Source organism: Leptospira noumeaensis, from assembly GCF_004770765.1.
In the GTDB taxonomy this organism is placed as follows: domain Bacteria; phylum Spirochaetota; class Leptospiria; order Leptospirales; family Leptospiraceae; genus Leptospira_A; species Leptospira_A noumeaensis.
The window spans coordinates 256689-268124 of record NZ_RQFK01000023.1; the positions used below are offsets into that span (position 1 = coordinate 256689).

Below are 11436 nucleotides of genomic sequence, written 5' to 3' on the forward strand. Positions count from 1 at the left end.
GGTTCAGTGTGGTTTGAAGTCCTCATAAAGTTTTTTATAAAGAATTTTTTCTAAAAATTTTGGGGAGAAAAACCGCATCCATTCTAAAAATTTTCCGGACAGATTGAATGTCACAAGCCTTGCTTCTTTGTCTTTGGCAACAGACATTAAAACATGAGCCACTTCTTTTGCAGTTTTTCGTTTTCCTTTGGCAGGTGCTTCTGATAAAATCCCACCGGAAGCATCAAGACCCGAAGTACGAAGAGCCGTGTCCGTGTACGGAACACAAACTAGGGATACACCAAGTCCCTCGTTTAAGTTTTCGATCCGCAGGGATTCAAGGGCCGCATGTAAGGCAGACTTGGATGCAGAATATGCCGCGCGGCCAGGCACACCATAAAGAGCAGAGACTGTGGAAGTGGTGACTATATTTCCTTTGGTTCTAAGGAGAAGAGGCAAAAGCCCACGGATGAATTGGATGGGGCCAAAAAAATTCGTGTCAAAGGTTTTCCGATACACATCCATCGAAAGGGAATCAAAACGACCGTGAGCAGTGATTCCAGCGTTATTAAACAAAACATCAATTTTAGAAACTTTTTTTCCAATCCACTCTACAGCATCTAATACAGACGTTGGATCCGAAAGATCACAAGCAACTCGGTGAATGATAACACCGTCGTGTTTGTTTTTGGGTTTGGTAATTTCGGCAGCCCTTCTTGCTACAAGGACAAGTTCACAGGGAAAGGTAGCCAATTCTTCATACAATGCTTTGCCGATCCCACTTGTTGCTCCAGTGATCACTACCACCCTATCGTTCCAAAAATCTTTATTCATAAGGCCCCTTTCTTCTGATTCCCACTCGACAAAGGATAAGGACACAGGAGGATCTGACGAGTGAATTTTGATTCTAAATCGCACGAGGGAATATGTTAAACAAAGTATGGGAAATCCAAGGATCATTCGGATTAGAAAACCTAAAACAAACGACAAGGGATCTTTCTGAATCACTGGCTCCTAAAGAAGTTCTCGTTCGCCTAACAGCAACTTCACTGAATTATCGCGATTATTTAATGGTGATTGGAACATACAACCCCAGACAAAAACTTCCCCTCATCCCTTGTTCTGATGGAGCCGGTGTGGTGGAAGCCGTTGGATCTGAGGTCACTCTTTGGAAAAAAGGAGACCGGGTGCTTCCCATTTTTGCGCAGAAGTGGATGGACGGGGCACCCAATATGGACAACCTCCGTTCGACTCTCGGCGGCCCACATGACGGCTGTTTAGCGAACTATGGAAAATTTGCAGAAGAAGGACTTGTCGCCACGCCAAACCATCTAACCGACAAAGAAGCCGCCACCTTAGGATGTGCGGGCCTTACCGCTTACAACGCCGTTGTGAATTTTGGAGGGATTGAACCTGGATCCGATGTACTTTGTTTAGGCACTGGTGGTGTTTCTCTATTTGCCTTACAATTTGCAAAAATGATGGGAGCTCGGGTCATCATCACATCATCCAGTGACGAAAAACTAGAACGTGCTAAAACTCTTGGGGCTGACGTTACCATCAACTATGCAACCAAAACCAACTGGGAACGAGATGTTCGAAAAGTAACCAAGATGGCCGGAGCCGATCTCATCATCGAAGTGGGTGGTGCCGGCACCATGCAAAAATCCATGATGAGTGTCAAACCATACGGAACCATTGCTCTCATCGGTGTCCTTGCTGGTGGAGAATCTAGTCTTTCTCTCTATCCGATTCTTATGCAAGGAGTCAAAGTCCAAGGTGTGATTGTCGGAAGCCGCGCCGATTTTGAAAAAATGAACCGAGCCATCGAACAAAACAAAATGAAACCCGTTGTGGACAAAGTGTTCGGTTGGGAAGAAGTCCCAGAAGCCTTACAATATTTACAAACAGGGAAACATTTTGGAAAAGTAGTAGTGAGTTGGGAATGACTCCACAAAAGGTGAAATTTTAGATAAAGTCATTCTTTATGAAATGAAATGTTACCGATCATTTAGCGGACTAAATCTAAATACTGATTAGGTAATCGATTTTTTGTAGCATGGTCATAAGCGGTTTTCCCCAAGTTATCTTTGACAGTTTTGTCTGCACCATTCAGAAGAAGCAGTTTGATCACTCTTACCTCAACGTAATATGTAAAACCGCTACCCACACTTTTCATTAGGGGAGTTTCTCCTAGATTATCAAGTGCATTCACTTCTGCTCCGTTTTCGATCAATGCCTTGGCCAGGAAAAAATTTGGGGCTGAAGCCGCAGCGTGTAAAGGAGTTGCACCTGCATCCGATCTTGCATTTACATTCGCCTTATGCTCTATTAACAGTTTTACAATTTTTTCGGGATTCACAGCTTCTTTGGCATCTTTGTAGGTAGCACAAACTGTCATGAGCGGAGTATAACCATAAAGATATTTCCATTCTGGGTTAATGCTTTTACCTAAATAATATGTAACAAGTTTTAAGGAACAAGAATGGGATGCCCAGTACAATAGGCCAGCTTGAGTTTGCTGATTGCCCTTGACTTCAGCACCGTGTTTGATTAAAAGGAAGGCAATTTCTTCATCACCGGTGACTGTTGCAGAATGAAGTACAGAGTCACCATTAGGTTTTAAGATATTTGGATTGGCTCCATGTTCTAGGAGAATTTTAACTCCTTCCAAGTTTCCCCAGACCGCAGACAACATTAAGGCAGTTTCTCCTTTTAAATTTGTTTCATTAATTTTAGCGCCACGACCGAGTAACAACCTCATCATCTCATGTTGTTTGTAACGAGATGCCAACATTAAGGGAGTGTTCCCTTCCTCATTTTTTTCATTGATGTCTTGGCCTTTGTCAAGTGCCGAAGCAACTGGACCGACATTTCCGTTTTTGATATGGTATGCGAAACAATTAACGAAAAAAGTCACAAACAAAACAAATACTAAAGACAAAGAAAATTTGAATTTCATAATTTTTACCAAGGAAACCAATCTATCTGAGCCACAACATCTAGTTTCTACAATCGAAAATAAACTAAAACCTTCCATAACTTGCCTATTCCACAACCAAACCTTCAATAATGACAGTCCTTTGGGAATACAGGGCGCGATTGGAAATAAAAAGAAATTGTATACCAGTCGTTAGTGTTCGGATCATTGAATCGGCAACATTTTCTTTTGAATGAATCCGAAGATTACATATTTTTTTGGCATTTGGCAAGTTAGTTCGAATGATTTCGTCAAGGTCAAAAGTATCTATTGGTTGCGTGTCAAATAAATACCAAGAAAGTTTTGTCTCAATACGAAACTCTCTAAACTTGTCATTGTTCTCTAGGTCGTTGGAAAAACTGACTGGGATCTTAGTTTCTGTAATTTCATATTTATACGAAGCGCAACTAAAAATAGAGAGGAAAGAAACAATGATGGTTATATAATGAAACTTCATTTTGTAAGAGTCCTTTGATTTAGTGCGTAAACATTACCTTTAATATGAAGAGTGTATGGCCGCACGATCCCACCTGTAACCAAATCAACCATTCCATCCGAAAACTCATACTCTTCTACAATCTTTAAATCACCAATACTAGCGTTCGGATATTTCAAATAGATTTCGGCTAAAAGATCATCCAAAGACTTATCTCTAACATTCGAAAGTCCCCAAAAAAGGTATACTCTAGTAAAAGAAAAGTTAAACTTACTATAAACAGAATACCCTTCATTCGTCGAGAAACCACTCATACGTACTTTATTTTTTCCCCAAGTCTGATAATAGGAGGTGTTGGCACACTGGAACAAAAATAAAGTAAGTCCTATTACAATTATTTGTCTCATGTTTTTCATTTCATCTTCCTTAAATTGTTTTTTTATACATCGCAATACTTGGATTCATACTCAGATTGAATCACATCCACTCTATTTTTATTTTTATATTGAGTGTATGGTAGAACTAGTAGTGGTGTCAGTCCTGTCGGACCTGCCCAAAATCCAACCATAAAAGATAAACCGGAAATGGCGGTGGTAAAATTTCGATTTTCTATTTGGATTTCTCGCATTCTACGTTTTGTATGAAAAAAATGAGCAACACAATTCTCTTTCTCATTTTTTGGAGTTTCTGGTAAAGAAATACAGGCCCCAAATAACAAAACAAATGTTATTGCAAATATTTTGTTATTTCTTTTGCACATCGATCCAAAACCTTTAAATTTGTAACTTCTAGCATGGTTTCAATTTCACTTGTTCAAAAGAACCCATAAAATTCAGTTGTTTTTAAAATAGATTTAAAAGTATATCTCCATACCTTTGTATAAGTAACACTATCAGCAGTGAAAACTTCAGACTTGCCGATGTACACCGGTTTGTTGATGGTTTGATATAAACCATCTTTTGTTTCCCTGGGCTCCGGAATTTGTTTGATATCTATAGCACAGGAAATATAGAAAATAAAAACCAGTATAACGGTCGTAATATTTCTATTTAACATTTGGATCATTTTATAGAAATATAAGAAAACTTGCAAGTATAGTTTTCAGAACCTTACGATAAATAACTCCTTCTTACTTAAACATCATCCAAGTCCCACATCCAATGCCATCATAAGAACAAATCCTATCATAGCACCGAGTGTAGACATTTCTGTTTCTTTTCCCGTATGAGATTCTGGAATCAGTTCTTCGACGACTACAAAGATCATCGCCCCCGCAGCAAAAGATAGGGCAAAGGGTAACAAACTTTCTACATAAAAAACAAGGGCCGCTCCAAATAACCCGCCGATAGGTTCTACAAATCCTGAGAGTTGTCCATACCAAAAACTTTTCCGTGTCGAAAAACCCTCCCTTAACAAAGGAATGGATACAGCAGCACCTTCGGGAATATTTTGGATTCCAATCCCGAAAGCAACTACAACCGCAGCCATAAGGGCCTCGTATGTAAATCCATCACCAAGCGCGCCAAAGGCGACGCCTACTGCCAAACCTTCTGGTATATTGTGTAAGGTAATTGCAAGAATAAGAAGCAAACTCCTTTGGAAAGAAGACCTTCCCCCCTCCAACCGATTTTCTTCCAAACCTACATGGAGGTGTGGAAGGAGTTTATGTAAAAAATATAAAGACAAACCACCAGATAAAAACCCAAGACTCACATGAAACCAAGCAGGATTACCAGCTTGTTCTGAAAGTTCAATCGATGGCAAAAGGAGAGACCAAAAACTGGCGGCAATCATAACCCCAGATGCAAACCCCAGCATTGCATTGAAGACAGGCCTTGGCACTGTTCGAAAGAAAAAAACAAACCCCGCACCAAAGGCTGTACAAAACCAAGTGAACCCAGTGGCAAGAAGTGCCAATACCACTGGATGGAGTGATAAAATAAAATCTAACATCTATTTGGCTGGCATCATTCCCACAAATAAAGAACTCATTTCTTTGGCACGCCAAAGTCCATCGGAATCTTTTTCCACAGTCACTGGTCGGAAACTAGATGCACCCCGAGTGGCAACAAAAAGTTTAATTCTTCCCGTGGATTCTTCACCAGAATAAGGATTTGTATAGGTTTCGACTGTCAAAGGCAAACTAGGAGTGTATCCATTGGAAGGTTCTGCTCCTTTCCAATAACCATTGGATAACATTTTGTATTTATCCAATTGACCAAGAAGAAATTTATCACCATTCCCCAAATCCATTCCATCAACGGCAGAAGGTTTGTTGGACTTTTGCCGATTTTTCGAAACTACCGAAAGGGTAATTGTTTTTGTACCTAAGTCTTGGTTTTTTCCATAGAGAGAAATGGCAAGTACAAGCATGGCAGCAGCACCTTCTGGCGTAGTTGCAATCGATGATTGTGAAGATTTGAATTCTTCAATTGTAGTTGGTTCTGAAGGAAGGACAACCACATTACGAGGAGTTAGGTTCTGAGCGAAGGCCTGACTAGCCGCAAACAGAAAGAGAATGGTTAGAATAAGGGTTTTTTTCATAATCTAAAAATGTAGGGAATTTTCGGATATTAATCAATTTATTTTCGGTTGTACAACCAAAAAAATGCTGACTGGAAACCAACAGCAATAAATATGCGTTAGCAGATCATAAGCTAACAAAGGGTTAAATGAAAAATATAACTATTAAAATCGCTACCACTCTAAGTGTTTTTTTTCTAATATTTAATTGTGGGGAACAAAAATCAAAAGAAGAATCTGACATGCTCCTACCTTTACTTGCACTTTCTTCAGGTGGTGGCAAAGGTGTTGATGAAAGATGTTTCTCTGACAATGAATGCGCAAATGGTTTATTTTGCGGAGATGCATATAACTTACATACTCCATTTACATACAATCTTTGTACGACTGTTCCCACTATTTCTGGAATTATTACAGGAAATGGAACAGGGCTAAATGCAAATCTCATTAGTGCCTCACCGGTAGCAGATTTCTCATTAACTATCAATACCCCCGGAACATATACATTCTTAGCCACCGTCGGAAGTATCCCAACAAATAATCCGAAACCAGAAATCAGTATTTTTCCTGACTCAGGAAAAAATGCAATTCTGCCTAAAATACGGAATGCATCATATAATTTCCAAGTACGCACCTTCACTTTCACAAATGTAGGTAACTATCGTGTCCGTGTTGCTGGATATTATCAATCTGGTTATTTTGGTGGTGGAGTTCGACTTTTCGGTTCTAACACTTCCGTAAGTGGCGGAGGCAGTTGTACCCATTCCGCTGGTGGCAGTCGTTGTGATGACTTCGCGGTGAATCATCTTTTTAATGCGGCATATTGTACAACTTCTGTCAGCTCAGGAACATACAGTGCAAGTTCTTGTGCAACCCAGAACGGCGCAAAGGTTTATCGGGGAGCCTGTACTATGGGTATGGGCTGATCACTCGAAACTACTATGATACGGTTACGGATTCTCAAATCAATTCCGACTGCACTAATTATAACGGAATTCGTTTATAGTTTCTGCCTCAGTATGAAGTTTCCTATTGGGAGGGTTCATACTGTCCAGGGGAAATCCTAACTGTATTCTAATTCAAATCATTTTTTTTTCTTTACCAAGCGGCAAGAATCCTTAATATCTCTGTATGAAAAAAATTTCCTTTTTTTTACTAATACTCGCCCCCTTCTTCATCACCGCACAAACATTAAAGGATGCCAAAGAATTCCAAGCACTCTCTAAAAAAATGTGTGCAAAAACTTCTGAGTGTATGAAAGAAAAACTGAAAGACCTTCCCGCGGACCAAAGGAAGATGATCGAATCTCAGTTTGTGAATGGGAACGTTTGTGAATCTCGTTACAAAAACTATGTTGTCGAAGGTCAGAAACCGGCGAGTGACAAACCAACAAAAAAACTCACCAAAGAAGATTTGGAAGATATGAAAAAATGTGCCAGAGACATGGCAGCATTTTCTTGTGCAGATTTAGAAGAAGGAAAAGTTCCTGAGTCTTGTGAAAAATTCCAAGAAGAAAACTAAGCTCACCTTTTAATTTTCCATCCAATACGGGCTAATCTCACTTAGTCCGTGTTTTCCAGATAATTTCAAAAGGAGTCGGTCCATGCCAATGGAGATTCCGGCACAGTCTGGAAATCCACTTCCTAAAGACAAAAGAAAATCTTCATCCATTGGAAACACTTCTTTTCCTAATTTGGCACGTAACTCTTGTTCTTCTAGAAAACGTTTCCTCTGTTCTTCCACATCACTTAGTTCATAAAAAGCATTCGCAAGTTCTAGTCCGTCCCAATAAATCTCAAACCGTTTGGCCACTCCATCTACAATTTTAGCAAGTGCGGCACATTCTGGCGGATAATCGTATAAAAAAACAATACCTTCACCTAATTTTGGTTCTACTAGATTTAAAAAAACCAAAAAGAAAAGATCTTCATACTGCCAATGGGTCAGTTCGGAAACCGGGGACGAAGTTAGTTTTTTGGTAATAATGGTTTGTAACAAATCTTCCTTCGAAAATCCATGTCCGACATTTTGTTGGAAAACCTCTTCTACGGAAAGATGACGAATCCATTGGGGTTTATTTATGTTTTTCTTATCTTCTTCTTTTCCAAATGTATAAACCAACTCACGAAGGAATTTTTCTATAAAATGTCTGAGAACTACATCATCCATTCCTTTGGCATACAGTTCTAACATCAGAAATTCTTTTGAATGGAACCCACTTCCCATCTCACCCGACCGGAACGTATGAGCCAGTTCAAAGATACGATCCAAACCCTTTGCCATCATTTGTTTCAAACTGTATTCGGGAGAGGTGATGAGGTATCCTTTCTCACGCCCACTCGGCGAACGCACTTCAAAAGGATCAAGGTATGGTTCCATCCCCACGATGGGCTTGAGTGTAGGAGTATCTACCTCCAAAAATTCATTTCGAAATAAAATTTCACGAACCATCTTAAAAACTTGAGATCGAAAAATAACTGTATCTTTTGAGAGAGAAATCATACCCTTACCTCCAATGGCAAAAAAAACAAAATACCTCACCGTGCGCGAAGTTCAAAATGCGTATGAAATTGTCATTTTGTCCAAGACGGTACATGCAGAACTAGAAGAAGAAATGGATTCAGTGATGCATATGTTGTTTTTCCAAACAAGATCTCATATCCAAATGGATCTTTCTAACCTTCCCTATCTTCCTTTGAGCCTACTTACAAAACTACTGAACATGGCCAGGGATCTTCGTCTGAAAAAAAGAGTCCTTGTCCTACTTGGTCTCCCACTCTCTGGTTATATCTATTTAAAACGATTTGGACTGATTCGACTTGTTTTCCCAAGTGACGCTATCCTTAGGGAGTCTCATCGAGTTCCCAGGGGATAATTTCTAAATTCACACCCATTTCACCTAACAAAAGCATAGTCCTTTTGTCTAAAATCACACCTTTTGTGAACTCGGATGCAAACTCCACAGATGCATAAATCGTAGATTCGTAACTTTCGGTGAATTCTTTTAGGTTTTTGCGAACAGGTGCTAAGGTTTTAAGCAAATCCCAAATATGATCCTGGACTGGAGAATCAGGTCCTAACTTAGAATTGAGCTGCCAATGACTTGGAATTGTCATATTTTCGATGTCTTTTACATCCGCACCGTGGTAATAATCCGGTTGGATGCCTAATTTCTCCGTGACTTCCAATGGCCGTAGTTTAGGTCCTGAGATGGCGAACATCGCCCACGATTTTGCTTCCCTTTGTGTTCCTGATTCCATTTTTTACTTTTTTTTTCTACTACAAGAACCAAATTGAGAAAGAACTCAAGGGAAAAACATGAAAAATATTTTGGTAATTGAGGACGATCCGGATATCGGGAACCTAATCCGGAAATCTCTCGATTCTGCTCACTACACAACCTCCGTTTTTGAAAATGGCGAAGACGGTTTGAAATTTTACAAATCCAATCATCCTGATTTAGTGATTCTGGATCTCTCGTTACCGGACATTGATGGTATGGAAATTTGCCGTAGCATCCGTAAAGCCGATGAAAGTACTCCAATTTTTATTCTTTCCGCAAGGACAGAGGAAATTGATCGCATCATGGGACTTGAGTTAGGTGCTGATGACTATATCACTAAACCATTTTCGGTTCGCGAACTCAAAACAAGAGTGGATGTATTCTTTCGCAGATGGGATAAAAAAATTGGGATCAAACCCAATGTGGGCCAAGCTGGAGAAATCATTCGTGGTGCTCTGAAAATTGATTCCATTCGTCGTCGTGTCACTCTGAACGAAAACATCATCAACATTTCTAGAAAGGAATTTGACATCTTACAACTCTTAGCTGGTTCTCCTGGAAAAGTTTTTTCTCGCGAAATGATTTTGGAATCGGTTTGGGGAGTGGAATGGGATGGATTCGAAAGGATGATCGACAGTCATATCAAACGCATTCGTTCTAAACTAGAAAAAAACTCCGCACAACCAGAATGGATCGAAACCATTTGGGGAATCGGATATCGTTTCACTGACAATTTTGAAAACATAGTTGTGCCAGACTAACATTCGTCATGGAAGAAGTGAAAAAAGACAAATCCCTCATCGACGAAATCAAGTTGTATGAGAAAAAAGCCAAAGAAATTGAACAAAGAGCCAAGGAGAAGTATATGGAACAAGTAAGCGACATCAAACAAAAGTTAGGTAAAGCAAGTGAAGAGGCTTCTATCAAAGCAAAAGAAGTCATTGACAATGTAGGATCTTACGTAAAAGAACACCCACAAAAAGCAGCCGTCATTGGATTTGGTGTGGGACTTGGTCTTGGACTCGCCCTCGGTTGGTTTTTTAAGAAAAAATAATTGGACGAGAAACATACAAAACATCGCAAAAAAGGCGGGATCAAAGCCGCCTTTGAAGAATTAGTCGCTAAACTTGTCGCTTACGGCGAAGTGATGGCGATTTACATCCAAAAGAATCTCCAAATTTACATCAAAAATTTGGTTTTGTCTTCTGTATGGGTCTTCACTTCCTTCTTCCTTATTTTTTTAGGCCTACTGTACATTTCGTACGGAGTTTTCTTAAGTTTTCAAAAGTTTTTATCCAGTGGAGATCCTATTTTTGCTAGTTTTGGAACTGGATTTGGATTTTTAATTTTTGCCATTTTGTTTTTATCACTCGTTCTAAAGAAAAAATAATTCCATGCGTTTCAATCCCCTAACAGACCATGAACGATATTTAGACAAAGATCCAAAAGACATGTCTCTATCCGAACTTAGGATGTTACTCAAAATCAAACGAATGGACTTACAACTTGGTTGGAATGAGTTTGAAGGCAAAATTAAATTCTGGCAACGAGTGGTTCGTTCCGTCCGTGAATCAGGAATGGTCGACCAAGTGAAAGAAGGATTTCAATCCTACTTACAAAATAAATCTCCAAAAGAATAAGGGTTTCCCCTCTCTTAGCCGATCTTTGTAAAAACAAACAAGGACTTCCTATGGCTTCAGAAGAAATTTTAGTATTTACCACAATTGGCGACCGCGATATGGCGGAAGAACAAATCTCCGAAATGTTAGAACAAGGAATCATTATATCGGGAACCATTTTTCCGGAAGTAGAACTTGTTTATCTATGGGAAGGAAAAATCACTGTCGACACCGAAAACAAAATCCTTCTCAAAGCAAAAGCTGACAAATACAATGCGATCGAAGAATTCATTATGAAACGTCACCCATACATTGCCCCAGAAATCATTCGTATGGACGTAAGTTTCGGTAGCCCCGCCTACAAAGCGTTTGTTGCAGAGAAGATTAAAAAGAATAGTTAATAACAACTTCATCCATCTTAACTTTCTTACGTTTTTCCCATCTCGAAATTGCGATTGGTATGATAAAGAAACTCTAATACTGATTCCATTTCACGGGCGCCTCGAATCTTTTTCTTCAATCCAAGTTCGCAAAGTAAAACGACCGGGCGTACTTCGGGGTGCGCCTTCGGCTCCCGTCCTCGGAGGCAAAAGCCTCCTCTGACCAAGCCCTCCGT

General features: G+C 39.7%; 19 protein-coding genes. 9 read left to right on the forward strand and 10 right to left on the reverse strand.

Going from position 1 to position 11436, the window contains the following annotated elements:
- Positions 1 to 3: 3 nt before the first annotated feature.
- Entirely contained in the window at positions 4 to 813 is an 810-nt protein-coding gene (locus EHQ24_RS07995; protein WP_135601137.1) for an SDR family NAD(P)-dependent oxidoreductase, read from the reverse strand.
- Between the two features lie 92 nt (positions 814 to 905).
- Here EHQ24_RS07995 and EHQ24_RS08000 point away from each other — a divergent pair, with 92 nt between their 5' ends.
- A complete protein-coding gene (locus EHQ24_RS08000) occupies positions 906 to 1928 on the forward strand; it encodes a zinc-dependent alcohol dehydrogenase family protein (RefSeq protein WP_135601138.1) in 1023 nt (340 codons plus the stop codon).
- A gap of 62 nt (positions 1929 to 1990) precedes the next feature.
- Here the strand turns inward: EHQ24_RS08000 and EHQ24_RS08005 are convergent, their stop codons facing one another.
- The 6 genes from EHQ24_RS08005 to EHQ24_RS08030 form a co-directional block, all read right to left on the reverse strand.
- On the reverse strand, positions 1991 to 2941 hold the full coding sequence (locus EHQ24_RS08005) for an ankyrin repeat domain-containing protein (RefSeq protein ID WP_167483063.1): 951 nt from the start codon (positions 2939 to 2941) through the stop codon (positions 1991 to 1993).
- Positions 2942 to 3026: 85 nt separating this feature from the next.
- Positions 3027 to 3416 carry a hypothetical protein gene (locus EHQ24_RS08010; RefSeq protein ID WP_135601140.1) on the reverse strand — a complete coding sequence of 130 codons (390 nt, stop codon included), beginning with the start codon at positions 3414 to 3416 and terminating at the stop codon, positions 3027 to 3029.
- Positions 3413 to 3709, reverse strand: a complete 297-nt coding sequence (locus tag EHQ24_RS08015; protein WP_244310339.1) for a hypothetical protein — start codon at positions 3707 to 3709, stop codon at positions 3413 to 3415. Before EHQ24_RS08015 ends, EHQ24_RS08010 begins: the two co-directional genes overlap by 4 nt.
- Before the next feature lie 125 nt (positions 3710 to 3834).
- Positions 3835 to 4155 (reverse strand): hypothetical protein, encoded by a 321-nt coding sequence (locus EHQ24_RS19350; protein ID WP_244310340.1) that lies wholly within the window; start codon positions 4153 to 4155, stop codon positions 3835 to 3837.
- Between the two features lie 380 nt (positions 4156 to 4535).
- On the reverse strand, positions 4536 to 5348 hold the full coding sequence (locus EHQ24_RS08025; protein WP_135601142.1) for a ZIP family metal transporter: 813 nt from the start codon (positions 5346 to 5348) through the stop codon (positions 4536 to 4538).
- Positions 5349 to 5939 carry a DUF6935 domain-containing protein gene (locus EHQ24_RS08030; RefSeq protein ID WP_135601143.1) on the reverse strand — a complete coding sequence of 197 codons (591 nt, stop codon included), beginning with the start codon at positions 5937 to 5939 and terminating at the stop codon, positions 5349 to 5351. It lies immediately after the preceding gene.
- Between the two features lie 221 nt (positions 5940 to 6160).
- Between EHQ24_RS08030 and EHQ24_RS08035 the strand changes: the two genes are divergently transcribed.
- Positions 6161 to 6844, forward strand: a complete 684-nt coding sequence (locus tag EHQ24_RS08035) for a hypothetical protein (RefSeq protein WP_244310341.1) — start codon at positions 6161 to 6163, stop codon at positions 6842 to 6844.
- Positions 6845 to 7049: 205 nt separating this feature from the next.
- Complete coding sequence (locus EHQ24_RS08040; protein WP_135601144.1) at positions 7050 to 7439, forward strand: LA_2478/LA_2722/LA_4182 family protein; 390 nt, start codon at positions 7050 to 7052, stop codon at positions 7437 to 7439.
- Positions 7440 to 7448: 9 nt separating this feature from the next.
- Here EHQ24_RS08040 and EHQ24_RS08045 read toward each other — a convergent pair whose 3' ends face one another.
- A complete protein-coding gene (locus EHQ24_RS08045) occupies positions 7449 to 8420 on the reverse strand; it encodes an amino acid--tRNA ligase-related protein (protein WP_135601145.1) in 972 nt (323 codons plus the stop codon).
- Between the two features lie 13 nt (positions 8421 to 8433).
- Between EHQ24_RS08045 and EHQ24_RS08050 the strand changes: the two genes are divergently transcribed.
- Complete coding sequence (locus tag EHQ24_RS08050) at positions 8434 to 8793, forward strand: hypothetical protein (RefSeq protein WP_135601146.1); 360 nt, start codon at positions 8434 to 8436, stop codon at positions 8791 to 8793.
- Here EHQ24_RS08050 and EHQ24_RS08055 read toward each other — a convergent pair.
- Positions 8762 to 9178 carry a DUF4279 domain-containing protein gene (locus EHQ24_RS08055; protein ID WP_135601147.1) on the reverse strand — a complete coding sequence of 139 codons (417 nt, stop codon included), beginning with the start codon at positions 9176 to 9178 and terminating at the stop codon, positions 8762 to 8764. The two genes, EHQ24_RS08050 and EHQ24_RS08055, sit on opposite strands and share 32 nt — an antisense overlap.
- Positions 9179 to 9236: 58 nt before the next feature.
- Here EHQ24_RS08055 and EHQ24_RS08060 point away from each other — a divergent pair, with 58 nt between their 5' ends.
- From EHQ24_RS08060 to cutA, 5 genes are read left to right on the forward strand one after another with little or no spacing between them, the layout of a single operon-like run.
- A complete protein-coding gene (locus EHQ24_RS08060; protein ID WP_135586115.1) occupies positions 9237 to 9962 on the forward strand; it encodes a response regulator transcription factor in 726 nt (241 codons plus the stop codon).
- A gap of 8 nt (positions 9963 to 9970) precedes the next feature.
- Entirely contained in the window at positions 9971 to 10255 is a 285-nt protein-coding gene (locus EHQ24_RS08065) for a DUF883 family protein (RefSeq protein WP_135601148.1), read from the forward strand.
- Positions 10256 to 10591 (forward strand): LBF_4227 family protein, encoded by a 336-nt coding sequence (locus tag EHQ24_RS08070; protein WP_135601149.1) that lies wholly within the window; start codon positions 10256 to 10258, stop codon positions 10589 to 10591. It begins immediately after the preceding gene.
- A gap of 4 nt (positions 10592 to 10595) precedes the next feature.
- On the forward strand, positions 10596 to 10841 hold the full coding sequence (locus EHQ24_RS08075; RefSeq protein WP_135601150.1) for a hypothetical protein: 246 nt from the start codon (positions 10596 to 10598) through the stop codon (positions 10839 to 10841).
- A 50-nt stretch (positions 10842 to 10891) separates the two neighbouring features.
- Positions 10892 to 11221, forward strand: coding sequence for a divalent-cation tolerance protein CutA (gene cutA, locus EHQ24_RS08080; protein ID WP_135601151.1), 330 nt, complete (start codon positions 10892 to 10894; stop codon positions 11219 to 11221).
- Positions 11222 to 11247: 26 nt separating this feature from the next.
- On the opposite strand, the gene EHQ24_RS19310 is transcribed toward cutA, so the two are convergent.
- Positions 11248 to 11436 (reverse strand): hypothetical protein (locus EHQ24_RS19310; RefSeq protein WP_208725737.1); only part of this gene is annotated, 189 nt, incomplete at its 5' end.